This is a genomic window from Humibacter antri (genome assembly GCF_054777235.1).
Genome location: NZ_BAAHAW010000016.1, coordinates 1 through 25,665, shown reverse-complemented (window position 1 = coordinate 25,665; position 25,665 = coordinate 1). Strand labels below are relative to the sequence as shown.

Here is a 25,665-nt window from a genome sequence, read left to right as displayed (position 1 = left end):
AACTCTCCATAAATGTTCAAACCCGACAAGCCCCCAAAAGGACCCACCGGAAACACCCATACAAAACACAAACCAAAAAAGGTTCACGAATCGCGAGCTTGTCTTGACTAGAATCGAATATCAAACTGACATTCAATAAATATCTAATCCAAAGGAATCTCCACACCAACCAAAAAAGGTTGATGCCGAGGTAAATTGGCATTTGACATTGTGCACGCTGTTGAGTTCTCAAGGATCGGACACTCCTGACCATCGGTCTCTCGACCTACTTGTCAGGGCTTGTTCGCCGATCATCCATGGGCCAGCGCTCGAGACAGACTCGAGCACACGCCGATGGAAGTTGTTCATTCCGTTCAGCCAGTGGTTCTCTCCTCGAAAGGAGTAGCTCTTCGGCTGGGGATCGGTCCCACTTGAGGCCGGAAGCTCTGCGAGCTTTCCGCACCTTTGGGGTGACAAGTGATTACTTTACGTGGCGGGGGCCCGACGTGCAATTCGGCGTTGCGCCCCGGGCGTGGCGCGCCCCCGGGGCGACTGATCCCCGCATGCCCAGCTCGACCGATGCGTGCCGTGATTGCGCCAGCTTGGCGCGATCGCGCCAGGTTTCCGGGCGCAATCACGGTGATCTGGCGCAGTTGGGCACCGACCGGTACTGGGCGTATGGGTGGGATCGGGATGAGGCCGGGCGGGACCGAGGTCAGAGGCCGCGCTGGAGGCGCCAGTAGGCGGCGCTCCACTGCAACTGGTGCTCGAACTCGCGTGGGCGGGTGCGTTCGTCGATGATGACCAACTCGGTGGCGGACATCCGGGCGAAGTCCTCCCATGCTTCGATGCCCACGGCGTTCGTCATGACGGTGTGGTGCGCGGCGCCGGCCTGCAGCCACGCCCAGGCGGAGGTGCGGAAGTCGGGCTGCGGAATCCACACCGCTCGACCCACAGGAAGGTTCGGCAGCGGCGCTGTGGGCGGTACGACCTCGACCACGTTCGCGGTGAGACGAAACCGGTCGCGCATGTCTGAGAGCGCCACGACGACAGCGGGGCCGGCATCCGCGTTGAACACGAGCCGCACCGGGTCATCCTTACCGCCGATACCCAGTGGGTGGATCTCCAGCGTCGGTCTCGCCGTCGTCAGCGACGGGCTCACCTCGAGCATGTGCGCGCCGAGAATGCGCTCCCGACCCGGCGTGAGGTCGTACGTGTAGTCCTCCATCAGGGATGCGCCGCCAGGCAGCCCGGCGCCCATCACGTTGGCGATGCGCACGAGCACCGCCGTCTTCCAGTCGCCCTCAGCGCCGAAGCCGTAACCCTCGGCCATCAGGCGCTGCACAGCGAGCCCGGGCAGCTGCTTGAGGGCGCCGAGATCCTCGAAGTTCGTGGTGAAGGCACCGAAGCCGCCCTCCTCGAGGAACGAGCGCAGCCCCAGCTCGATCGCGGCACCATCGCGCAGCGACTTGTGCCGTTCGCCGCCGCGCCGCAGCTCGGGGACGACGTCGTACAGCTCTTCGTACTCGGCCACGAGCGCGTCGATGTCTGCTTCAGATGCCTGGCTCACGGCATCCGCGAGCTCGTTCACGCCCCAGGTGTTCACCTGTACGCCGAAGACGTGCTCAGCCTCCGTTTTGTCGCCCTCGGTGACGGCGACGAAGCGCATGTTGTCGCCGAAACGGGCGAGCTTGAGGGCGCGGGATGCCGCGTAGCCGGCGGCCGCACGCATCCAGGTGCCGATGCGGCCGCTCACGACAGGGTCGCTGACGTGGCCGACGACAGTGGTGCGGGCGACGCCGAGGCGGGACTGGATGTACCCGAACTCGCGGTCGCCGTGTGCTGCCTGGTTGAGGTTCATGAAGTCGAAGTCGATCTCGCTCCACGGCAGCGCCACGTTCGCCTGCGTGTGCAGGTGAAGCAGCGGCTTCTGCAGCGCGTCGAGACCGGCGATCCAGATCTTCGCGGGGCTGAAGGTGTGCATCCAGGCGACCACGCCGATCACGGAGTCGTCGGCATTCGCCTCCAGCATCATGCGGCGGATCTCCTCCGATCCGGTGAGCACCGGCTTCCAGGCGATACGCACCGGCACGTCGGCGGATGCCCCGAGCTGCTCCGCGATGGCGCGCGACTGGTCGGCGACCTGCGCCAGTGTCTCCGGGCCGTAGAGGTGCTGGCTGCCGGTGAGGAACCACACCTCGTATTCGTCGAGCGAGGTGGTGAGAGGGGTGCGGGTCATGGGTCTGTTCCTTCGGTACCGGTTGTACTGGGGCGGGATGGGATGGGGAACGGGGAGTGGGACGGGAGTACTTCTGGTTTCGACAAGCTCAACCGGCGGGAAGGGGCGACACGGTCAACCAGCGGGAGCGCGGGTGACACGGACAACCAGCGGGGGTTTCGACAAGCTCAACCAACGGGAGGGGTTTCGACAAGCTCAACCAACGGGAAGGGGGCGGCTGGCCCAACCCGCGAGAGGGGTTTCGACAAGCTCAACCGGCGGGAAGGGGTCACGCGGTCAGCCAGCGGGAGGGGCGGCACGGTCAGCCAGCGGGAATCAGCGCAGCGATCGCGGCGCGTTCGACCCCGAGGCCGGCGCTGTAGCGCTCGAGGTAGGCGGCGAAGCCGGCGACATCGGCCGGGTCGGGGTCGGCGACTCGCAGCGCGGCATCCGCGAACACGATGTCGTTCAGGTAGTCGCTGAGTGATGGGTGCGTGCCGCCGGCTGCGGATGCCTCGCGCAGGTACGCCGCGAGCACCGCGATCCCCCACGCCCCGCCCTCCGCGGCCGTCTCGCCGACGGCCACCGGAGCGTTCAGTGCCGCCGCAAGGAACCGCTGCGCGACGCCCGCAGTGCGGAAGACGCCGCCGTGGGCGAGCATCCGGTCGAGCGCGACGCCCTCGTCGGAGAGCACGCGCATGCCGAGGCTCAGGGTGCCGAACACCCCGTAGAGCTGAGCGCGCATGAGGTTGGCGAGCGTGAATCGGCTGTCCGGCGTGCGCACGAACAGCGGACGCCCCTCCGCCGTGCCGGTGACCGGCTCGCCCGCCAGGTAGTTGTATGCGAGCAGGCCGCCGGCATCCGGTTCGCCGTTCAGCGCCTCACGGAACAGCAGTTCGAACACCGCGTCCACGTCGACGGAGGCCCCTGCCAGCTCCCCGAAGCGGCGGAACAGTCCGGTCCATTCGGCCAGTTCGCTGGCGCCGTTGTTGCAGTGCACCATCGCCACCGGGTCGCCTGCCGGCGTGGTGACGAGGTCGAGCTCCTCGTGCGATTCGACGAGCGGATGCTCCAGCACGACCATCGCGAAGATGCTCGTGCCTGCGCTGACGTTGCCGGTGCGTGGCGCGACAGCGTTCGTGGCGATCATGCCCGTGCCGGCATCCCCCTCCGGCGGGCAGAGCGGGATGCCGGGCCGAAGTGCGCCGGCCGGGTCGAGCAGTGCCGCACCCTCCGTGGTGAGGTCGCCCGCGGGCTCGCCCGCCGACAGCACCGTCGGGAGGATGGTGTTCAGGTCGGGCCGGTCGACGAGGGTGGCGAAACGGGCGAGCAGGTCGGTGTCATAGCTGCCGGTGGCGGCATCTATCGGGAACATGCCGGACGCGTCACCGACGCCCAGCACCTTGCGACCCGTCAGCCTCCAGTGCACATAGCCGGCGAGCGTGGTGAGGAACGCCACGTTCGGCACGTGCGGTTCCGCGTCGAGAACGGCCTGGTAGAGGTGTGCGACGGACCAGCGCAGCGGAATGTTCACGCCGAACAGCTCGCTGAGCTCGGCCGCGGCAGGTGCGGTGGTCGTGTTGCGCCAGGTACGGAACGGCACGAGCAGCTCGCCGTGCCCGTCGAACGGCAGGTAACCGTGCATCATCGCCGAGACGCCGATCGCACCGAGCGAGGTGAGCTGCACCCCGTAGCGGCGCTGCACGTCGGCGACGAGGTCGGCGTACGCGCTCTGGATGCCTGCCCAGACATCCTCGAGCGAGTATGTCCACCTGCGGTCGACGAACCGGTTCTCCCAGGCGTGGCTTCCGACTGCGATCGTCAGGGAAGGGTCGTCGCCGATCAGGCACGCCTTGATACGGGTGGAGCCCAGCTCGATGCCGAGAACTGCGCGGCCCGCGCGGATGGCTTCGGCCGCTGCGGTCGCGTCTGCAGCGGCCGCGGCTGGGACGGTCGGGGCTTGTGCGGCGGCGCTTTCAGCCGAGACGTCGGCGCTCACGACTGGCTCCTTCGGGCATCCGTCGTCTGGCCGTACACGTTCTGGTAGCGGTCGTAGAGGCGGTCGATCGCCTCCTGCGGAATCGGAATGAGGGCTCCGCCCTGGCGTGCGATGTGCACGGTGCGCGCGACGTCTTCCACCATCACTGCCGCCTTGACGGCGTCCTTCGCGCTCACGCCGATCGTGAAGGGGCCGTGGTTCTGCATGAGCACAGCCCGGCTGCGGTGCTCGCGCAGTGTCTCGACGACGCCGCGGCCGATCGAGTCGTCGCCGATGACCGCGAACGGCCCGACCGGGATGGGGCCGCCGAACTCGTCGGCCATGGCGGTGATGACACACGGGATCTCCTCGCCGCGCGCCGCCCACGCGACCGCGTAGGTGGAGTGCGTGTGCACGACGCCGCCCACCTCCGGCATGTGGCGGTACACATAGGCGTGTGCCGCGGTGTCGCTGGAGGGGGCTCGATCGCTGCCGGCTGTGCCCGGCATGACCTGGCCGTCGAGGTCGCACAGGATCATGTTCCCGGGTGTCAGGTCGTCGTACGAGACTCCGGACGGCTTGATCACGAACAACTCGGTGCCGGGCACACGTTCCGACACGTTGCCACCGGTCCAGACCACCAGACCGTAACGCACGAGTTCACCGTGCAGAACGGTGACCTCCTCACGTGTGCGGGCGACGGCTGCCTTCTGCGTCGCATCCAGAATCGTCACTGACTCCTCCATCGTTCGTTCTCGTCTCGTCCGCTCCGGCTTCGCCCGCGTCGGTGTCGTGTGTGGGCTTCCCTTCGGCCCGGCGTCGGCGAGCTCTGGGTGGCATCCCGTTCATGTTACCGGTCACATGAACGCAGAACCATTCTGCTCGCTCACTGTCCGACCGGAGCCGTCGACTGGCGCACCACGAGGCGAGGCGGTTCGACGGATGCCTGCGCGTCGCCGAGTTCGAGCACCTCAGCCACGCAGCGCCTCGCCTCGCCCTCCAGGTCGGCGCGCACGGTGGTGAGCGCCGGCCGGTAGAACGCAGCGTCCGTGTTGTCGTCGAAGCCGACGACCGAGACGTCGCGCGGTATGGACAGGCCCGCCGAGACGAGTCCGGACATGAGCCCGAGCGCCATCTGATCGTTGGCCACGACGACAGCGGAGGCGGCGCCGGACCGCACGGCCGCGGCCACCTCGAGCGCCCTCATCGCCCCCGACGCGGCCGACCAGTCTCCCGACCAGCGCGCCACCACCTCGGCTCCGGCACGCCCCATCGCGTCATCGAACCCGCGCGCCCTCGTTGCTTCTTCGAGCCAATCTGCGGGGCCCCCGAGCCGGGCGATGCGCCGGTGGCCGAGCCCCACGAGGTGCGACACCGCGAGACCCTCGCCTTCTGCCTGCAGCCTCTCGCCGCTCCCGGACGGGAGAGCAGCGACCCGTACCCCTGCGTCTTGCTTGCGCAGGATCGCGACGGTCGAGACACGGGGTGCGACCACCACGATCCCGTCAACGCCCTGCGACAGCAGGTGCTCGAGCGAGGCCAGTGTGGACGACTCATCGGAGGCATCCGCGTAGGCCGTCGTCACCCAGCGCCCCGCGGCACGCGCCGCCGCTTCCAGCGCCACGACAGCGGACGATGGCCCGAACAGCGCGGCGTTCGACGCGATGACTCCCAGTGTGCGGGTGCGGCGGGTGCCCAGCGTGCGCGCCGCGTTGTTGACGCGGTAGCCGAGCTCGAGCATGGCGTCCTGCACCCGTCGACGCGTCTCGTCGCGCACGCTCGGATGCTCGTTGATCACCCGCGACACCGTCTGCGTCGACACCCCGGCGAGCGCCGCCACGTCTCGCACGCCCGCGCGACGCGGGTCACGCGGGCGTGCGGTGGTTCCCATGGGGTTTCACGATAGCCGGGGCATCCGCTGCCGCTCAGAGCACGCCGAGCGTCGACCCGCGGGTCACCAGCTCTGGTTGCACGCCTTCGATACCCGCCTGGGGAGTGCCTCCAATCACTTCCAGCAGGAGCTCGGCAGCGCGGCGGCCGATCTCCCCGAGCTTGCGGTTGACGGTCGTGAGCGGCGGCCTCGTGCCGGCGACGATCACATCCCAGTCGTCGAATCCGGTGACGGCGACGTCGTCGGGGATGCCGACCCCACGTTCGCGAAGCCGCTCGCAGGCACCGCGCGCGATCTGGTCGCTGCCGCAGGCGATCGCATCCGGTGCACCGTCGCCGTGATCGAGCAGGATGTCGACGGCCGCGCGACCCCAGGCCTCGCTCCAACCGCCGTACAGGGGTTCGTGCACGAGCGACAACCCGTTCCGCTCGGCCGTGGCCAGCATCGCCTCCGCCCGCACCTGCGCGCTGCGCTGATCGATGGGGCCTGTGATGTGGGCCAGTCGTCGCCGGCCCAGACTCGCGAGATGATCGACCACCAGCGCCATGCCCGCCACGTCGTCCGACACCACGGAGGTGTCGTGCGGGTCGGGCGACGGCGCGTGCGCGTACACGATCGGCATGTCGGTGCGAAGGGGCCGGCGCGGATCGGTGAATCCACCGGTCACGATCACGCCGTCGACGTGCTGCCCGCGCAGCCTTTCGAGATAGAACTGTTCCCGCACGGGATCGTCGCGCGTGTCGCAGAGCAGCACCATGATGCGGCCGAGACTCAGCGCGTTCTCCGCCCCGAGCAGGATCGGCAGACTGAACCGGCCGACGGAGTCGCCGGTGAGCAGTGCGACGGTCACGGTGCGGGATGAATCCCGTTCGCGCTCGCGCTCGGTGAAACCGAGCCGTTCGGCGGCTTCGCGCACGCGCCGCCGTGTGCTGTCGCTCAGCTGTCCCGTGTTGTTCAGCGCTTTGGATGCCGTCGCCGGCGAGACACCGGCCGCGGCGGCGACGTCGACCACGCGCACCGAGGGGTTCGACGGCTTGGGGTTCGACGGCACCGGGCTCGACGGCACCGGGCTGGACCGCACCGGGCTCGACGGCACCGGGTTCGACCGCACCGGCTTCGGCGGCCCCGGTTTCGATGCCATGCGAACCTGCCTTTGCGATTCGGACGACGCTTTCACGCCTACTACGGAACTGTTCCGCGGAGCCCCACGATAGCAACACCGGTGGCCTTGACGGCGTGCGAAGGGCCCGGTACCGTCGATGAGGTTCGGAAATTTCCGGAACGTTCTTACTCTCTCGTCGCCCGCATCCGTCGAAACATCCGTCGTCCTCGAGAAGGGGATCTTCATCGTGACCGTCACCCCCCAAACGACTGCGCACCCGGTCACCGCCACGTACCGCCCCGGACCAGTGAAACCCCGCGCAAGCACAACACTGCGACCGCTCGCACTCTCGGACGTACGGCTGCGCGACGGTTTCTGGCTCGATCGACAGCTCGCCAACCGCGACGTGTCCATCCCTGACGGGCTGCGCCAGCTCCATGACGCGGGCAATCTGCGCAACTTCGAGATCGCCGCGGACCGTCTCCACGCCGCTGCCGAGACACAGACCGAGACGATCGGGCCGATCTTCGCCGACTCGGATGTCTACAAGTGGCTCGAGGCTGCGGCATGGGAGTACGGACGGGAGCCGAGCGATCGACTGCTCGCCGATCAACTCGCCATCACCGAACTGGTCGCAGCCGCCCAGGAGCCCGACGGCTACCTCAACACGGTGGTTCGGCTCCGGGAAGGCGAGCGGTACGCGCATCCGGAGCGCAATCACGAGCACTACTGCGCCGGTCACCTCATCCAGGCCGGCGTCGCGCAGAAGCGCACCACGGGCCGCGACGACCTGTTGGACGTCGCGGTACGCGTGGCCGACCACCTGGTGCGCGAGTTCGGACCGCGCTCGACGACCGGATCCGCGGGCGACGTCGACGGGCATCCGGTGATCGAGACCGCTCTCGTGGAGCTCTACCGCGAGACCGGCAAGCGCGACTACCTCGAGCTCGCCGAGTGGTTCGTCGACGCCCGGGGCCATCAGACGCTGGAGCGCTTCGGCGGCAACTCCACCTACCTCTCCGACCGCCTTCCGGTCCGCGAGGCGACGACGGTCGAGGGCCACGCGGTGCGCGCGGTGTACCTCGCCACGGGAGCGGCCGACGTCGCCATCGAGACCTCGGATTCCGAGTTGCTCGCAACGCTCGGACGTCAGTACGACCACATGGCGACGACCAAGCAGTACCTCACCGGCGGGCTCGGGTCGCGCTGGGACGGCGAGGCGTTCGGCGACCCGTACGAGCTCCCGCCGGACCGGGCGTACGCCGAGACGTGCGCGGCGATCGGCGCGGTGCAGTGGGCGTGGCGCATGCTGCTGACCACGGGCGAGGCTCCCTACGCGGATCAGATCGAGCGGATGTTGTTCAACGGCTTCCTGGCCGGCGTCTCGCTGCGCGGCGGCGACTACTTCTATGTCAACCCGTTGCAGGTGCGACACGAGGCACATCCGGACGACGAACGCAATCCGAAGAACGGACGGCTGCGCTGGTTCGGCTGCGCCTGCTGCCCGCCGAACATCATGCGCATGCTCTCCAGCCTCGGCGGTTACCTCGCCACGTCGAGCGACGACGGCGTGCAGCTGCACCAATTCGCACCCTCGACGGTGCGTGCGACCACGGTCGCCGGTGACGTGGAGCTGACCGTCGACACCGCCTACCCGTGGAACGGCGACGTGCACATCACGGTCACCGAGGCTCCGGCCGCCCCGATCACACTGAGCCTGCGAGTGCCGTCATGGGCTGCAGGCGCGACGCTCGATTCGGCGGATGTCGCACCCGGCGGCTACGCCACGATCACGCGGGTCTTCAGCCCCGGCGACGCGCTCGAACTCGTGCTGCCGCTGACCCCACGGGTGACCCGCCCCAACCCCCGAGTGGATGCCGTGCGCGGCAGCGTCGCCGCAGAGCGCGGCCCGCTCGTGTATGCGTTCGAGGATGCAGACCAAGCGGACGGTGTCGTGCTGGACGACGTCGCGATAGCAGCGAACACGCTCACCGAGGCGCCCGCGCCGGAACTCGTTCCAGGGCTCGTCGGGGTGTCGGTGCGCACCGTCGACGGCCGGGCCCTCATCGGCATCCCGTACTTCGCCTGGGCGAACCGCGGCGGCGACGACATGCGGGTGTGGCTGCCGGAGGCGTGAAAAACCGTCACGACACGACGCAAGCGGCTGGTGAGCACTGTGACCGAATGTAGATCATTGATCTACATCTGCATAGAATGGCCTCATGAACGCGCAACCCACTGCTGCCCACGCTCAGCGGACCGTGTCTATTAGAGAGCTTCGCCAGAATCCGACAGACGCGATCAACGAGGTGGAGAGCGGTCACGTCGTCACCATCACGAGGAACCACCGAGCTGTGGCGGATATCGTTCCGCACACGCCGAGGCGCGGCGCCACTCCCGCGGAGATCGACCGCCTCATTCATCCGGATCAGGGAGTCGGAGACTGGGCACGCGATCTGAAGGATTCTCGTGCCGAAGTGACCGAAGACCCCTGGGAGTCTCGTTGACCACGGCGTTGTTGGACACGTCGGTGCTGGTCGCGCTCAAGCAGCCTTCGGAGGCGCCTCCGGAACTCGGCCGATTCGACTCGCTTTTCATCTCCTCGCTGAGCTATTCCGAGCTTCGGATGGGCTTGTGCACAGTGACGGGCAAGGAGGCCGAACGGCGACGAGACGCCCTGGACGAACTCGCGCTTGTCTTCGGGGCGGGCCTGCCCTTCGACGACTTCGCGGCCGTCGCGTATGGGCGCATAGTCCGGCGCGCGGTCGAGGTCGGGCAAGGCGCTCGCAGGAACACACTGGATCGCATGGTCGCGGGCGTGGCGGCGTCCCGCGGCATGACGCTGGCGACACGGAACGCCGTCGATCTGAAGGGTCTCGACGGTCTCGTCACCATCGTCGAGGTGTGAACGCTCGCCCGCCTACGAGGGACGCGCCACCAGGGTCGCCGTCACGGTGTTCTCCGTCCCGTCGCGCACATAGGTGACCTGCACGGTGTCGCCCGCCTTCTTGGTCAGCAGCAGGCCGGTGAGCACGTCGGCGCGGTTCGCCGGGTGGCCGTCGATCTTCGTGACGATGTCCCCCGCCTTCAGACCCGCCTTGGCTGCCGATCCGTTCGCGTCGACGGACTGGACGAACAGGCCGTCTTCGATTCCCCATCGCTCGGCCACCGCCGGCGGGATCGGGGTCACCTGCACGCCCAGGTACGGATAGGCGACCTCCCCGGTATCGATGAGCTGATCGGCGATGCGCATCGCGAGGTTCACCGGCACGGCGAAGCCGATGCCGACGGATCCGCCGCCGCCGACGCCTTCGGAGTTGGGCACGGTCGAGATGGCGGTGTTGATGCCGATCAGGTCGCCGCGGCAGTCCACGAGAGCACCACCGGAATTGCCAGGGTTGATGGAGGCATCCGTCTGGATGGCACCGGCGAGTGTCGCCGTGGCGCCGTCATCGCTCGGCACCGGAATGTTGCGGCCTAGAGCACTCACGATGCCTGCTGTCACCGTGCTGGAGAGCCCGAGCGGCGCACCGAGAGCGACGACCGGCTGGCCGACTGCGACATTCTCGCTGTCGCCGATGCCGATCACCGGCAGGTCGGAACCCGCGCTCACCTTGAGCACGGCGAGGTCGGACTGCGGGTCGCGTCCGACGAGCTTCGCGGAAACGGCGTGTCCGTTGGAGAACGTGACACGGATCTCGCCGCCGTTCCGCGCCGCCGAGATCACGTGGTTGTTCGTGACGATGTAACCGTCTTTGCGAATCACCTCACCGCTGCCGACGCCGCTGCCGCCGGCAGCGCTCACGTTGATCGTGACAATGGTCGGCAGCACCTGGTTGGCAACGGTCACCGCGTCGCACGATCCGGTTGACGAGCCGGGCGCCGATCCCGTCGCCCCGGACGACCGAGCGGATGTTCCGCCGTTCTCCCACCAGGCCCCGAACCACCCCGCGCCGACGCCGAGCACGATCGCGATGACGGCGGCGACCACCCAGATAAACCACGCGGGGGCGCCGCGACGACCGGTGGGCTCGGCCGGCGGCTGCGTCAAGCCGGGTCGGGGCGTGCCGTGTTCAGGTTCGTCGTCCGGAGCATTCTCGTCAGGTTCAGTCATGAGGCGCCCCTGATCGCCCACAAAGCGCGCAGCCGCCCGGCGCATCCGTCCATTTCCACGCGACCCCACGTCGGTCCCACGCCTGGTGACTGTACGCCGCATGCGCCACGCGTCGCGTTGCGCGGCGCGGTATCGCCTAATGCGGGCGATCCCGGTTACCTTGTCGTCGCAGAGTGACACATCCTTCGCGGACGAGCGCCAGGAATCGGCATCCGCCACAGAACCTTTCTATGGCGGATGCCGATTCCTGTAGCGGTCACGCCAGTCCGGCGGCTCCGCTCAACCGACGGCGGGCGACGGGACCGCCATCGCGTCGCCGAATCCGTCAGGAACGATCCGCGACGGCGCGTCGTACTGCATCACCTCGCGCGCGGGCACGCGGTACTGAGCCCAACCCGGGTCGCCACCGACGATGAACGCGACGGCGGCGGCGTGCACCTCGTCGGCGAGCTCCTGCGGCGGCGTCGCGCCGGCGATCACGCCCACGCGCTCGGCGTGCAGGCAGTCGAAGAAGAACGGCACGTCCAGGCAGTGCACGGCACCGCCCATCGTCGGCGACGGCCACGAGAAGCGGAACAGCCAGGTCGGGGCATCCGCCTGTGCCCGCGCATCGCCGAGCCGCCTCGTCGGCGCACGGAACAGACTGTCGGTGACGAACTGACCGAGCACGACAGCAGCCGGCTCACCCGGATGCGCGGTTGCGTAGGCATCCGCCTCGTCACCGCTCAATCCGATGCGCAGAAGCGCGTCGCGGGCGGCGACGTTCGCCAGCAGTTCGCCGAGCGGCGCCACGCCCATGTTGAACTCTTGGTCGGTGGTGCCCAGCAGCAGCGGTTTGCCCACGGCCGATCCGGATGCCGCTGCCTGCGCGACCCGCGTCGGAAGCAGGTCGCCGTCGACGACCGGACACCACGGCATGGCCTCCGCAGAGAGGCGGCCGAACGCGGCCAGCGGGTCTGCGGAGGCGTCCCCCTGGTCCGGGACCGGACCGACCGCGCCCTGCAGCTGCAGCAGCCGGGTCTCCTCCAGCGAGGAGAAGCCCGCGACCGTCGGCTCGACGCCGGCCGCTTCGGCAAGCCGGCGGCCGTTGAACTCCGCCGCCTCGAGCGAGCTGTCGCCGACGGGGCCGGAGAGCGAGATCGCGGCGTGGAACAGATCCGCCGCCTTCGGGCTCGCCAACAGCGCGAAGACGGCCGCGCCGCCCGCCGACTGTCCTGCGATCGTTACCCTGGACGGGTCGCCGCCGAAGGAGCGGATGTTGTCGCGCACCCACTCGAGTGCGAGCATCCAGTCCAGCATGCCGCGGTTGAGCGGAGCGTCTTCGATCCAGCCGAAGCCCTCGAACCCGAGCCGATACGACACGCTCACGGTCACGACGCCGTCACGGTTGAACGCGGCGCCGTCGTACCAGGGGCTCGCCGGAGACCCGGCGACGAAGCCGCCGCCGTGGATGTACACCAGCACGGGCAGCGCCGCCTCGGCATCGCCCGGGGCCGGGGTGAACACGTTGACGTTCAGCGTCGAATCGCCGGGGATCGACGGTTCCGGAATGAGCGTGACCTCCTGCAGCGCCTTGCGCTGCGGCGTGGCACCGTACTCCGATGCATCACGGACGCCGTCCCACGCGGCATGCGGCACCGGCGCCGCGAACCGCAGCTCCCCCACCGGCGGCTGGGCGAACGGGATGCCGAGGAACGCGGCCGAGGCCCCTCGCCACACCCCGCGCACCGACCCTGCGCGTGTCTGCACGGTGGGGCGGTCGGGGTCGCCCGCTTCTGTCGTCACGGTGTCGGTCAGCTGATCGGTCACTTGTCGCCTCCTTCTTTCCTTGGATTCAAGGTCATCGTTCGGCGTGTTTCCCCGAGGGTTGAGCTCGTCGAAATCTCGTACCCGGTGCTGGTTTCGACAAGCTCAACCCACGGTGTCGCATGGAGGCACGAGCATCCGTCATCGCACGGCCTTGATCGGGATGAGAACGAGCGCCGCGACCGCCACGCAGACCATGGCGAACACGAAGAGTGCGGGGTAGCCGCCGAGGAACCCGATGAGCAGTGCGGCGATCGACGGGCTGAGCGCCTGCGGGATGTTCGTGGCGACGTTGAGGATGCCCAGATCCTTCGCGGCGGCGGAGCCCCCGCCTGGCAGCACCTCGGTCATCAGCGCGGTGTCGCACGCCATGTACAGGCCGAAGCCGAACCCGTTCACGGCGCTCATCAGCAGCATCCCGGTCATCGTCGGCATGAGCAGCGGCATCGCGAGCCCGATGATCATGAGCACCGACGCGAGATAGATGAACACTTTGCGCCTGCCGAGCCGGTCGCTCAGCCAGCCGGCGAGCGACACGGAGACCAACGTCGTGACGAGCGAGGCGATCGAGAGCAGGCCGATCTGCGCGTTCGCCTTGCCGATGCTCATGCCGATGTAGTCCGTGAGGATGTACAGCTGGTAGCTGAACGCCACGAAGTAGCCCAGGATGAACAGGAACCGCGCCGCGAAGGCCCAGGCGAAGTCCGGATGCTTGCGCGGGCTGATCCAGAAGCCCGCGAAGAACTGCCTCCAGCGGAACGGCGCCCGCTCCATCGTCTTGCTCGGGTAGTCGCGATTGAGCAGCACGAACGCCAGCGTCACCACGAGCACGGCGATGCCGAAGGCCGAGTACGCGATACCGACGTGCGCCGCCAATTGCCCGGCGACCAGCACGCCGATCGTGCCGCCTGCCATCGTGCCGATGCCGATCATGGCGGACGCCGCGCCGCGCCGCTCCCTCGGGAACCGGTCAGGCATGATGGCGCTCAGCGGTCCCTGCATCGCGTTCAGCGACACCTGGATGACCACCCAGAACACGGCGATCCAGAGCACGGAGCCCAGCGAGCCGAGGCCGATGAGGAACACGGCCGCGACGGCGGTGCCGATCACCATCCACGGCGCGCGTCGACCCATGCGCGAGCGGGTGCGGTCGCTGAACGCTCCGACGATGGGCTGCGCGAACAGCGTGAAGACGAAGGACGACGTCGTCACGATCGCGAGGTTGGCCACTTTGCGCGCGGGGTCGAGCGCCTCCACCTGATTGGGCAGCAGCACCGTGATGAGACCGGAATACGTCGCGAACAGCACGAGCGACGTGATCGCCAGCGAAGGCAGCAGGCCGCGGCCGGCGCGCGGGCTCAGGGTGCCGCTGCGATCGATGGCGTCGGGTGCGACGACGGTGTCAGACGCCGTTCCGGACTGTGGCGGAACCGCACCCGAGGTCAGCGGGACGGCGTCGGCGACGCTCCCGTCTCCGGCAGGTTCCGCTTTCGCAGACGGATCGATGGTCATGTGGTCTCCTCTTCGTCGAGTAGGCACAGCGGTGATGCGGTTCGAGGGTGATTCGGGGCGCGCAGCGGGCTGCGCGTTCGGCGGGTTAGGCCATGCCGACTCGTTCGCCGACATTCGCCAACAGCGAGTATGCGCTTATCCTCGCTTTATTTCAAGCGTTGAAGTAAACCGGACGGATCGCGGCGAATCCGGAATGCAGCGTGACCAAACGATGACCGAACACGCGAGCGCGCGACCACATTCGCGATTGGCCTGTCGAGCGCGAGATCTCACGCCGCCGGATGCGCGTCGTGCAGCGCGAGCGGATCCTCGAGCAGGCGCCCGCGGGCATCCCGAAGCGCGCCCAGGATCGCCGCGTCGTCCCCTACCCGACTCGGCACCACCGGCGGCAGCACAGAGTTGCCGCCCATCAGAAGATCCCCGTTCGCGAACGCCTCCGCGATCGCGGCGGTCAGCACCGGGTCGGCCCAGAAGCCGCCGATCACGACGAGCTGCGGATCGAGCGTCATCGTGACGATGCGAAGCGTGTGGGCGATCCAGGGCACCGCATCTGCCCACGCCGCGACCGCGACGGCGTCGGCAGCCCTCAGCCGCGCGACGAACTCGGCCAGTGCGGAGGTGAGGCCCTCTGCGGCCAGCACCTGCTGCAGGCCTGCGCGTTCGAGGAGCAGGTCGGGGCCTGCCACTGTGACGAGGCATCCGCGCTGGCCGCAGACGCACGGTTCGCCGTCGATGTCCACGGCGAGGTGCCCGATGGCCCCGCCGTAGCCGTGCGTGCCGGCCACCACTGCACCGGCCACGACGAGCGCGCCGCCGATACCGGAGTTGCTCTTCAGATAGACGAGGTCATGCAGGCCCGGATACCTCGCGAGCTCTTCGCGCACCGCCGCCGTCGTGTCGCCCACCAGCCGGGCTTCGCGGAGGCGCGGCACACGCCGGCGCAGTGCAGCCATGAGGTCGACCGGCCCCCACAGCAGATCGGTGTCGGCGAGCACGATCGTCGGCTCCCCTCCCACGGGGGCGAACGCGATCACTATGGCGTCGGCGACGGTTCGGCCGAGTTCAGCGGCCGCGTCAAGTGCCCCGTTCGTGACACCGGCGAGCACATCGATGACGGCCTCGGGATCCCCGAGCGGCCGCCCGTGGTGCCGCGAGACCCTCGTGAGCGGCCGTCCTGCCAACGTGGCGAGCATCGCGGTGGCGGTGTCGGCATCCAGCTGCACCACGAGAAGCGCGAGGTGCTCCGCCGACAGCATCAGCCGAGTCTTGGGCCGACCACGCCGGGTGGGCTCCGCCTCGGCGCTCTCGGCGACCACGCCGGCCTCGATCAGCGTGCCGGCGAGCAGCGTCACCGCTCCCGCTGTGAGGCCCGTCGCCGCCGCGATCTCGCTGCGCGAGAGCGGGCCGCGCTCGGCGAGCGCCGTGGCGACGATCGACAGGTTGTGCCGACGCACGTCGCTGCTCACGAGCGTGCTTCGAGCGTCGAGCCCCTGGTCGCTCACCGTTCGAATCCCGCCTTCACGTATCGCGCTCACGCATCGCGGCCGTCAGCCGACGGGCCGACGCCCCTCGAAGGCGCGTCCCAGGGTCACCTCGTCGGCGTACTCGAGATCCCCTCCGACAGGAAGACCGGATGCCAGCCGCGTCACCCGCACCTCCATCGCCTGGAGCATGCGGCTGAGGTACGCGGCCGTCGCCTCGCCCTCCACGTTGGGGTTCGTGGCGATGATGACCTCGCGCACCGAGGCATCCGCCAGCCGGGTCATCAGCAGCCGAATGCGCAACTGGTCGGGCCCCACGCCCTGAATCGGACTGATCGCGCCGCCCAGCACGTGGTATAGCCCACGAAACTCGCGCGTTCGCTCGATGGCGACGACGTCTTTGGCCTCTTCGACGACGCAGATCAGGCTCTGGTCGCGGCGCGGGTCGCGACAGATCGAGCAGGTCGTCTGCTCGCTCACGTTGCCGCAGATCTCACAGAACCGCACCTTGTCGCGCACGGTCGTCAGCACATCCGCGAGCCGGGTAGGGTCGTAGCCCTCCGTCTGCAGAATGTAGAACGCGATGCGCTGCGCAGACTTCGGCCCGATTCCGGGCAGCCGGCCGAGCTCGTCGATCAGGTCTTGGACGACGCCTTCGTACATTCCGCCGAACCTACCTCTGCCAACCGGCGGCACCCGCGCCCCCGGCGCCACTGGGGCCGGACGGGGACGTGATCTGCTGCTCTTCGATGAACTTCGCCCCGAGCAGTTCCCGCACAACGGCCTCACCGTACCGTGAAGGGGCGCTGAACCCGACGGATGCCTTCGGTCGGGAGGACGCGTCGCCCGCGTCGTTCCTGCGGTTCACGTTCTGCGTACCACGCGCGGGCGCATCAGACCGGGCGTCGGGCGCTTCGGTCGCACGAGATGCGACGGGGGAGCCCTCGTCGGTCCTCGAAGCCAGGCCGGATACCAGCTCGGTCGCCGACTCGGTTGCGGACTCAGCTGCCGACATCGGCTCCGCCCTCGGTCGCGCCTCGGGCGTCGGGGCACGTTCCGGGGACGAGTCGGCCGAGCCGCCTTCGTCGGGGAACGGCGGCTCTGCATCGTCCGGGGCACCTGCGTCGTCCGGGGCACCTGAGTCGTCCGGGGCACCTGAGTCGTCCGGGCCCACATACCAGCCGTCGGCGGCGGATGCCGTGGCCGCTGCCGATCGAGAGCTCGCGGCGGACACTTCGCCCGTCGCCGTCGCGTCGTCGCGCCCGGCATTCCCCTCGCGGGTGTCGTCGGCGGAACCCCCGGGCGGCGTCTCAGCCCGGGATGGAACGAGTTCACCGACCCGGTCTGCCGCAGCGTCGTCGCGCGGCCGCTCGAGCACAGCGGTCGCACCGGGGATGGCGACCGTCTCCCACCCCATCGACGAACTCGACTCGACGGGCGCCACCGATGCGCGAACTCCGGCATCCGCAGAGCCCTGCGACCGGCTCTCTCGGACCCGCCCCGCTTCCGCAGGCACGATGCCGCCGCCTTCAGGCGGCACCGATGCGCTCTGGCGCGAGCCGCCCTGAACCGGTGCCGTTCGTGCCGGTTGCCCGGAACCGGGACCGCCCGGTCCCCTCCGTTCCGTTCCCGTGGAACCACCCGTGCTCCCGTCGGGTCCGGCCGGCCTCGCAACGAACTTCACCCGGATGCCGAGCAGATCGACGATGGCCTGCCGAAGCACTTCACTCGCGACTTCGTCGGCGCCCGCTGCGCCGCGGAAGCTCTCGACATCGTTCGCGCTCGGGAACGACAGTGAGAGCACATCGCCGTCGAGGGCGCGCACTGTCGCGGTGTAGACGACCGCCCAGGCATTGCGGCTCGCCTCGGCGACCGACTCCAGGATCTCGGGCCAGGCATCCCGTACCTGTTGCGTCGTCACCGGGCCCAGAGGGACGGGGGGCCCGTCGTCGGTCACGCCTGGGGCAGCCCACGCCGATGCCGCGATGCCGGCACCGCTTCCGACCGGGCGGACTGAGGTCGAGCCGCCTTCCGAGCCCTGAGCTCCGCCCCCACTGATGCCCTTCTTCGCTGCAGCGGCCGCGGCGAACGCCGCGGCCTGGGCCACTGCAGGCTCGGCGTCGTTCGACCGGGCGAGCTCAGTCTGCACGGGCGCATCCGCGGCGGGAGCCGCAGCGGTCGACGGCGCGGTCGCCGTCTCAGTCTCAGCGCCGCCCGAGCTCGCCGACCAGGCAGAGGTCGCCGACTTCGCGGCTGCCCCGGGCGCAGCATCCGTCGTCGACGCCTGCTGCCGCGCCGACACGTCGGGCGCGCTCGACACACCGTTGGACCCGGCGTTGCGCGCCGCCGGTCGCACCGGAGGTGTCGCGGCGGCATCCGGCTGCTCGCCGACCGTGCCCTGCACTCCGACGCGGCGTTCGAGTCGCTCGACGCGGGCGAGGGCACCGCGATCCGTCGAGTCGGAGGCGGGCACGAGCATCCGTGCGATCATCAGCTCGAGGTGCAACCGAGGCGATGTGGCACCCGTCATCTCGGTGAGGGCGCTGTTCACGATGTCAGCACATCGCGAAAGCTCGGCGGCGCCGAAGACGGATGCCTGCACCGACATGCGGTCCAGCTCCTCCTGCGGGGTGCCGCGAAGCACCGCCGCGGCGGCATCCGGCGAAGTGGCGGCGACGATGATGAGATCGCGCAGTCGCTCCAGCAGGTCTTCGACGAAGCGCCGAGGATCCTGCCCGGTCTGAATCACCCGGTCGATGGCGGCGAAGGCGGATGCGGCGTCTACCGCGCCGATGGAATCCACGACCTCATCCAGCAGCGCAGCGGGGGTGTAGCCGAGCAGGGCGACCGCGCGCTCGTACTCGATGGTCTCGCCTTCTGAGCCGGCGATCAGCTGATCGAGCAGCGAGAGGGTGTCGCGCGGGGAGCCTCCGCCGGCGCGGACGACGAGCGGCAGCACGCCGGGAGCCACGGACATCCCCTCGCGCTCGCACATCTGCTGCACGTAGTCGAGCATCTGCGCAGGAGGCACGAGCCGGAACGGATAGTGATGCGTTCGCGAGCGGATGGTGCCGATCACCTTGTCGGGCTCGGTCGTCGCGAAGATGAACTTCACGTGCTCCGGAGGCTCCTCCACGATCTTCAGCAGGGCGTTGAAGCCCTGCGGGGTGACCATGTGCGCCTCGTCGAGGATGAAGATCTTGTACCGGTCGCGGGCCGGCGCGAAGATGGCGCGCTCACGGATGTCGCGAGCATCGTCGACACCGTTGTGGCTGGCGGCGTCGATCTCGACGACGTCGAGCGAGCCCTGCCCTCCACGACCGAGTTCGAGGCAGCTCTCGCACTTTCCGCACGGGGTGTCGGTCGGGCCCTCCGCGCAGTTCAGGCAACGGGCCAGGATGCGCGCGCTCGTGGTCTTGCCGCACCCCCTCGGCCCGCTGAAGAGATAGGCGTGGTTGACGCGATCGGTGCGCAGCGCCGTCATCAGCGGCTCGGTCACCTGAGACTGGCCGATCATCTCGGCGAACGTCTCTGGCCGGTAGCGGCGATACAAGGCTGTGACCACGCGTCAATGGTAGTCGGGGCCCCCGACGCGCGACCGCGGCTGTGGATGCGGGCGGGCGCGGTGTGGCGTGCCTGTGGAGATCGTGCACTGCACACCCGTCGCGCACCGTGCGGCAGAGCCTATTCACAGGCCGACCGGGGCGCGGGTGCGGAACCCGCCGAAGCGGGACGGACGGGTGCGGGAGCCGCCGAAGCGGGACGGACGGGCGCGGACACCGCCCAGGCGGCGCCCGCACCCCGATCGTCACGCCCTGCGGCGGCGCCTCAGGATCATCAGCGCGATGCCTCCGACGAGCAGGCCGAGCGCCGCCAGCGCTCCGCCCAGGCCGAGCGTCGCTGCACCCGTGGCAGCCAGCACCTGCACGGGCGTGAGGTAGGTGAAGCCGCCCTTCAGCGTGGAGGTGCCGCAGTCGCCCGCGCCGACCACCGTGACGTCCACCTTGCCGGTGCCGGCCGGCGTCACCGCAGTGATCGTCGTGTCGTTCACGACGGTGAAGCTCGTGGCCGCCGTGCCGCCGAACAGCACCTGCGTGGCGCCGGTGAAGCAGTGGCCGCCGATCGTCACCGTCGTGCCACCCGACGCGGGCCCGGAGCCGGGATCGACACCGTGCACGTCGGTCACCGCGTAATACGTGAACGCTTCGGCGTTCGATTGAACGAGCGGCGAGGCATCCAGTGCCACGGCATCCCGCAACAGGCTGCCCGGGCCCGCGTCGACGTTCTGGCCCTGAACGATCACGTCGACCGTGGCAGGAACGTGCGGCGGGCTGGTCACGGTGATCTGAGTGTCGCTGTTCACGGTGAACGACGTTCCGGCGATGCCGTCGAACGTGGCGCCGGTCGCGCCGTCGAAGTTCGCACCCGTGATGGTCACCACGGTGCCTCCCGTCTCCGGGCCGCGGTTCGGCGTCAGACCGTAGATGATCGGAACGTTCGAGGGCACATAGGTGAAGCCACCGGGATCGTTTCCGAAGCCGCAGGTCACGGCGCCCACGACAATCACGTCCACGGTCCCCGCACCGGCCGGTGTCACCGCCGTGATCAGTGTGTCGCTGACGACCTGGAAGCTCGTCGCGGACGTCTCGCCGAAGATGACGTCGAGGGCACCCGTGAAGCAGTGACCGGTGATCGAGACCTGGGTACCACCGGCCTCGGGGCCTTCGCCGGGGCTGACGCCGGTGATCGTCGTAGCGGGCCTGTAGGTGAACGTGCCAGGAGCACTGTCGCCGTGCGGGCTCTGCACCACCACATTCACCGGGCCGACGGCATGCGGCGGCGTCGTCACGGTGATCCACGTGTCGCTGTGCACCGCGAAGCTGCCGCCGGCGGTCCCGTCGAACGTGACGCCCGTGGCGCCGGTGAACCCGCTTCCGGTGATGGTCACTGTCGTTCCGCCCGTCTCCGGTCCGTCGGCCGGGCTCAGCGAGACGATGGCGGCCGGTGGAATGAAGGTGAACGCGACCGGCTCCGACGTACCTCCCGACGTCGTCACTGTGACGTTCACCGGCCCGGCCGGGTGCGCCGGCGAGACGGCGAGGATCTCGGCGTCGTTGCTCACCGTGAAGGTTGCAGCCGTGCCGCCGAAGCTCACCCCCTGCGCCCCGGTGAAGCCGGATCCCGTGATGACGACGTTCGTTCCGCCCGAGGTCGGCCCTTCAACCGGGGTCATGGCCAGGATCACCGGCGCAGGGATGTACCGGAACGCCCCGACCGCAGTCGCGTTGCCGCACGGCGTCGGATTCTGCACGGTGACGTTCACGGTGCCCGTTCCCGGCGGCGTTATCGCCTGGATCTCGTTGTCGGAGATCACGAACACGCCGAGCGCCGGCATCGGGCCGAAGAACACCTGCGAGGTACCGAGGAAGCACTGACCGGTGATGGTCACTTCCGTGCCGCCGATCGCCGGCCCGTTCACCGGGCTCAGGCTGTCGATCCGCGTCACGGGAGTGAACGTGAAGGTTCCTGGCGCGGAAGGGCCGGCCGGCGACGTCACCTCCACGTTCACCGCACCGGGCGCGTGCACCGGGGTGGTGACCGTGAGCTGCGTCGAACTGTCGACCTGGAGCGCCGTGCCGGCGAGCCCGTCGAAGGTCACGCTCGTGACGCCGGTGAAGTCCGAGCCGGTGATCGTCACGACGGTGCCGCCCGTCTGCGGGCCGGATGCGGGGCTCAGCGTGCCGATCACCGGCGCGTTCGGTGCGACGTAGGTGAAGGCGTCGGGAAGCGTCGCAGTTCCGCAGGCGCTGGTGTCGACTTCCACCGCCACGATCCCGGTTCCGGCCGGGCTGACCGCGGTGATCTCGGTGTCACTGAGCATCGCGTAGGCAGCCGGAGTGCCGCCGAACAGCACGGCCGTGGCGCTTGTGAAGCACTTGCCCGTGATGGTGACGGATGTTCCGCCCGCCGTCGGACCCGAGTCCGGGCTGATCGCTGAGATCTGAACCACGCGATCGTACGTGAACGTCTGCGGAGCCGAGTTCTTCAGCGGGTTCGTCACGACGACTTCCACCGCGCCGGGCGCGTTGGCCGGTGAGGTCACATGGATGGTCGTGTCGTTCACGACCGCGAACGAGGTGCCTGCAGCCCCGCCGAACGTCACACCCGTGGCGTTCGTGAACCCGCTGCCCGAGATGGTCACCGCCGTGCCGCCGGTCTGCGGACCGTGATCGGGCGTGAGCGAGGTGATGGCCGGTGTGGGCACGTACTGGTACGCACCGGGATCGGTGCCGGTGCCGCATGTTCCCGCGCCGACCACCGTGGCGTCCACGATGCCGGTTCCGGCGGGCGTGACCGCCGTGATCTGCGTGTCACTGTTCACCGTGAAGCTTGTGGCCGGGGTGTTGCCGAACATCACCGAGGTCGCGCCCGTGAAGCACTGACCGGTGATCGTCACCGTGGTGCCGCCGGACTCGGGTCCGCTGCCAGGGCTCAGTCCGTCGACCTTCGTCACCGGGTCGTACGTGAACGTGACGGGCCCGGAGTCGCCGTTCGGGCTCTGCACCACCACGTTCACCGCTCCCGGCGCGTGCAACGGGCTGGTCACGGTGATCTGCGTGCCGCTGTCCACGGTGAAAGAGGTTCCGGCGGTGCCGTCGAAGGTGACGCCGGTGGCATCCGTGAAGCCGGTTCCCGTGATCGTCACAACGGTGCCGCCGGTCTGCGGGCCGTGGTCGGGAGCGAGGGCGAGGGTCGACGGCACCGGGTCGAACGTGAAGGTCTGCGGCGCGGATGATCCGAGCGCCGTCGTCACCACCACATCGGCCGGGCCCGCTGCGTGGGCAGGTGTGGTCACGGTCAGCTGGGTGTCACTCGCGATCGCGATGCTCGTGCCTGGTGTTCCGCCGAACGTGACGGAGGTCGTCCCGGTGAGGCCGGTTCCCGTGATCGTCACCACGGTGCCGCCGGTCTGCGGGCCGTGGTTCGGCGAGAGGGACTGGATGACCGGGGCCGGCTCGTACGTGTATCCGCCGGGATCGGTGCCGGTGCCGCACGCTCCCGCTCCGACGACGACCACGTCGACCACGCCGGTGCCCGCCGGCGCCGTGGCCGTGATCTGGGTGTCGCTGTCGACGGTGAAGCCCGTGGCGGGAGTGCTGCCGAACAAGACCTGTGTCGCACCTGTGAAGCACTGCCCCGTGATCGTGACAGCGGTGCCGCCTGCTTCCGGCCCGGTTGCAGGACTGACGCCGGCGATGGTCGTCACGGGCGCGTAGGTGAACGTGCCGGGGGCGGAGTCGCCGTTCGGGCTCTGAACGACCACGCCAACGGCTCCCGGCGCGTGGGCCGGGGTGGTCACGGTGATGGACGTGTCGCCGGTGTGGCTGAAGGCAGTGCCTGCGTCACCGCCGAACGTGACGCCTGTGGCATCCGTGAATCCGGTGCCGGTGATCGTCACCGCCGTCCCACCCGTCTGTGGACCGCTGGTGGGTGCCAGGCTCGTGACGACGGGAACGACGTCGTAGGTGTACGTGGCCGGCGCGGAGTCGCCGTTCGGGCTCTGCACCACCACGTTCACGGCGCCGGGAGCGTGTGCGGGCGTCGTCACCGTGATGTGGCTGTCGTCGACCACAGTGAACGCCGTGCCGGCGTCTGCGCCGAATGTGACGCCGGTGGCGGCCGTGAAGCCGGACCCGGTGATGGTCACTGCCGTGCCTCCGGTCTCTGGCCCGTGCGTGGGAGCGAGGGAGGTGATGGATGCCGGCACCGCCACGTTCGGCCCCACTTCCGCGCGTCCGAGGTCGACGGTGGCTCCGGCACCCGAGAGCAGCGACACCCTGGTGGCGACCTCGCGATAGGAGCCGCCGGCTGTTCCGGCCTCCTGCACGTTGAGATTCACGCCGATGACCGTTCCGATCAGGGTCAGCACCGGGTCGAGCGCGTTGGTGAGCGTCGTCACGTCACCGGCGACCGCTGTCGCGACGGTGCTCAGAACCGAGGTGCGCACGTTCGTCACCGGGGTGGCCAGTGCCGTCGCAAGGGTTCCGGTCAGCGAGCTCAGAACGGGGTTCAGCACGGGAAGAACGGTGCCGCTCCCGGTCAGTGAGACGTTGGCGCTTCCGGAAGCGAGGTCGCCGAGCGTACCCGTGTATGCGACGGTGAGGCCACCCACCGCGCACCCGGTGATGGGAACACAGATGTTGCCGGAGATCGTCACCGGCACGCTGTTGATGGCGCTCGCCAGGGCCGTGTTGATGTTCGTCTGCAGCTGAGTCAGGATGCCGTGCACGTCGGCGACGATCGTGTTGATGACGGCCGCGCTCAGCAGCGGTGTGTTCGGCGCCCGGTTGTCGAGCCCCCCGATGACGGTGGCCAGATCGGCCGTGATCGTTCCATTGGCCAGGTCGAGCGTGACGCCGCCCTGGGAGAGGCTTCCCGACAAGACGGGCGCAAGCGCCGATCTCAGGTCCGCGTTGATGGTCACATCCACCGAGTTGGAACCGCCGGAGAGCAGGGTGAGCACGCCGGTGACGGTGTTGAAGATGGTCGACTTCAGTGTGGCCGAGAGCCCGTTCACGGTGCCGCTGGCGGTATCGAGCGTTCCGTTCACCGAGGTGGTCAGATTTCCGACGAGTGGAGAGGTGAGGTTGAGCCCGGCGTTCGCAACGTTGTAGCCGCGGCAGTCGACGGGACTGGAGAGGTTCGCACAGCTCTGCGCCGGCGAGGCGCCGGTGCCGCCTAGTGCGGCGACGCCGGTGACCGCGCCTACGTTGAGGTTCGCGGCCGACAACGCCGTCTGCGATCCGAGCAGCTTCGTGAGGTCGAGAGAGGCATCGGCCGGGAACGATCCGCTGCCGTCGAGGGACACGGCCCCGTCGTTGCCTACCGCACCGGATGCGGCACGCGAGACACCGGCGTCCGACGCCTGCGCGTACTGGTCGACGGCACCGAGCTGGATGAACTGGCCGAACGGCACGTTGAGACCGTTCGGCAGCGTGACGTTCACCGCGTTGAGCGCGGTGACGTCCAGCTGACTCGTCTGCGTGACCGGCGTCGGATTGCCGGGATTCGTCGCGCTCGCACCTCCGAGACCGACGACGTTGCCGAGCGGAATGCCCGACAGCAGGGACCCGGAGAGGAACGTTCCGCTGGCGTTCGAGTTGTCGCCCGACGATGCGAAGGCGGCGAGCGCGCCCGTCGACATGAGCAGGCAGGCGCCGAATGCCGCCGTCCACTTCACGAGCCTTCTGCGCCATTGCGGCCTGCGGTGCCGCGGCATCCTGTGGCTCTTCCGTGCCGCCTCTTCGTGACTCGCCCGGTTTCCAGCTGCATCCACTTTCGTGCGTGCCGAAGCCAAGTGCATCACAGGTCTCCCCCCAGCGGCGCGGAGCCGTCCACCCCCTGGACGGTCCCCTCCGCGCCTTCGAGGTCATGCCACGACACGACCTCGAACCGTCTGCAACGCTACCGATTCACTCGGTGGTGCGGTCAAGCCTGCAAGGGCAGATCACCCCCTAAGCCTGGATCCACCGATGTGCTCGTGGCCGGTGGATGATTTCGGTTTGGGCGGTTCGTTGTCGTGG

General features: G+C 69.0%; 15 protein-coding genes. 3 read left to right on the top strand and 12 right to left on the bottom strand.

Annotated features, from left to right (window positions below; all coding sequences use genetic code 11):
* Positions 1–694: 694 nt before the first annotated feature.
* The 5 genes from araA to ACYVDK_RS06065 all read right to left on the bottom strand — a co-directional run bounded on the left by araA (position 695) and on the right by ACYVDK_RS06065 (position 7,207).
* On the bottom strand, positions 695–2,218 hold the full coding sequence (araA, locus tag ACYVDK_RS06085; RefSeq protein WP_460519436.1) for an L-arabinose isomerase: 1,524 nt from the start codon (positions 2,216–2,218) through the stop codon (positions 695–697).
* A gap of 301 nt (positions 2,219–2,519) precedes the next feature.
* Complete coding sequence (locus ACYVDK_RS06080) at positions 2,520–4,103, bottom strand: xylulokinase (protein ID WP_460519439.1); 1,584 nt, start codon at positions 4,101–4,103, stop codon at positions 2,520–2,522.
* A gap of 89 nt (positions 4,104–4,192) precedes the next feature.
* Complete coding sequence (locus ACYVDK_RS06075) at positions 4,193–4,909, bottom strand: L-ribulose-5-phosphate 4-epimerase (RefSeq protein WP_460519434.1); 717 nt, start codon at positions 4,907–4,909, stop codon at positions 4,193–4,195.
* 152 nt (positions 4,910–5,061) lie between these two features.
* Positions 5,062–6,066, bottom strand: a complete 1,005-nt coding sequence (locus ACYVDK_RS06070) for a substrate-binding domain-containing protein (RefSeq protein WP_460519432.1) — start codon at positions 6,064–6,066, stop codon at positions 5,062–5,064.
* 34 nt (positions 6,067–6,100) lie between these two features.
* The gene (locus ACYVDK_RS06065; protein WP_460519429.1) at positions 6,101–7,207 is read right to left on the bottom strand and encodes a LacI family DNA-binding transcriptional regulator; all 1,107 of its coding nucleotides are present in this window, start codon (positions 7,205–7,207) and stop codon (positions 6,101–6,103) included.
* Between the two features lie 208 nt (positions 7,208–7,415).
* On the opposite strand from ACYVDK_RS06065, the gene ACYVDK_RS06060 reads away from it, so the two are divergent.
* The 3 genes from ACYVDK_RS06060 (at position 7,416) to ACYVDK_RS06050 (ending at position 10,076) form a co-directional block, all read left to right on the top strand.
* Positions 7,416–9,305: a glycoside hydrolase family 127 protein gene (locus tag ACYVDK_RS06060; RefSeq protein WP_460519426.1), complete on the top strand. Its 1,890-nt coding sequence runs from the start codon at positions 7,416–7,418 to the stop codon at positions 9,303–9,305.
* 85 nt (positions 9,306–9,390) lie between these two features.
* Positions 9,391–9,675, top strand: a complete 285-nt coding sequence (locus tag ACYVDK_RS06055) for a type II toxin-antitoxin system Phd/YefM family antitoxin (RefSeq protein WP_460519423.1) — start codon at positions 9,391–9,393, stop codon at positions 9,673–9,675.
* Positions 9,672–10,076, top strand: a complete 405-nt coding sequence (locus tag ACYVDK_RS06050) for a PIN domain-containing protein (protein ID WP_460519420.1) — start codon at positions 9,672–9,674, stop codon at positions 10,074–10,076. The genes ACYVDK_RS06055 and ACYVDK_RS06050 overlap by 4 nt, the downstream gene beginning before the upstream one ends.
* 12 nt (positions 10,077–10,088) lie before the next feature.
* Here the strand turns inward: ACYVDK_RS06050 and ACYVDK_RS06045 are convergent, their stop codons facing one another.
* The 7 genes from ACYVDK_RS06045 to ACYVDK_RS06015 form a co-directional block, all read right to left on the bottom strand.
* The gene (locus tag ACYVDK_RS06045) at positions 10,089–11,282 is read right to left on the bottom strand and encodes a S1C family serine protease (RefSeq protein ID WP_460519418.1); all 1,194 of its coding nucleotides are present in this window, start codon (positions 11,280–11,282) and stop codon (positions 10,089–10,091) included.
* 279 nt (positions 11,283–11,561) lie between these two features.
* Positions 11,562–13,091 (bottom strand): carboxylesterase/lipase family protein, encoded by a 1,530-nt coding sequence (locus ACYVDK_RS06040; protein ID WP_460519416.1) that lies wholly within the window; start codon positions 13,089–13,091, stop codon positions 11,562–11,564.
* A 138-nt stretch (positions 13,092–13,229) separates the two neighbouring features.
* The gene (locus tag ACYVDK_RS06035) at positions 13,230–14,600 is read right to left on the bottom strand and encodes an MFS transporter (RefSeq protein ID WP_460519414.1); all 1,371 of its coding nucleotides are present in this window, start codon (positions 14,598–14,600) and stop codon (positions 13,230–13,232) included.
* 269 nt (positions 14,601–14,869) lie between these two features.
* Positions 14,870–16,102 carry an ROK family protein gene (locus tag ACYVDK_RS06030; RefSeq protein ID WP_460519411.1) on the bottom strand — a complete coding sequence of 411 codons (1,233 nt, stop codon included), beginning with the start codon at positions 16,100–16,102 and terminating at the stop codon, positions 14,870–14,872.
* A 45-nt stretch (positions 16,103–16,147) separates the two neighbouring features.
* Complete coding sequence (gene recR / locus ACYVDK_RS06025) at positions 16,148–16,744, bottom strand: recombination mediator RecR (protein ID WP_460519409.1); 597 nt, start codon at positions 16,742–16,744, stop codon at positions 16,148–16,150.
* Between the two features lie 10 nt (positions 16,745–16,754).
* Complete coding sequence (locus ACYVDK_RS06020; protein WP_460519438.1) at positions 16,755–19,598, bottom strand: DNA polymerase III subunit gamma and tau; 2,844 nt, start codon at positions 19,596–19,598, stop codon at positions 16,755–16,757.
* 291 nt (positions 19,599–19,889) lie between these two features.
* Positions 19,890–25,445: an IPT/TIG domain-containing protein gene (locus ACYVDK_RS06015; protein ID WP_460519406.1), complete on the bottom strand. Its 5,556-nt coding sequence runs from the start codon at positions 25,443–25,445 to the stop codon at positions 19,890–19,892.
* Positions 25,446–25,665 lie beyond the last annotated feature (220 nt).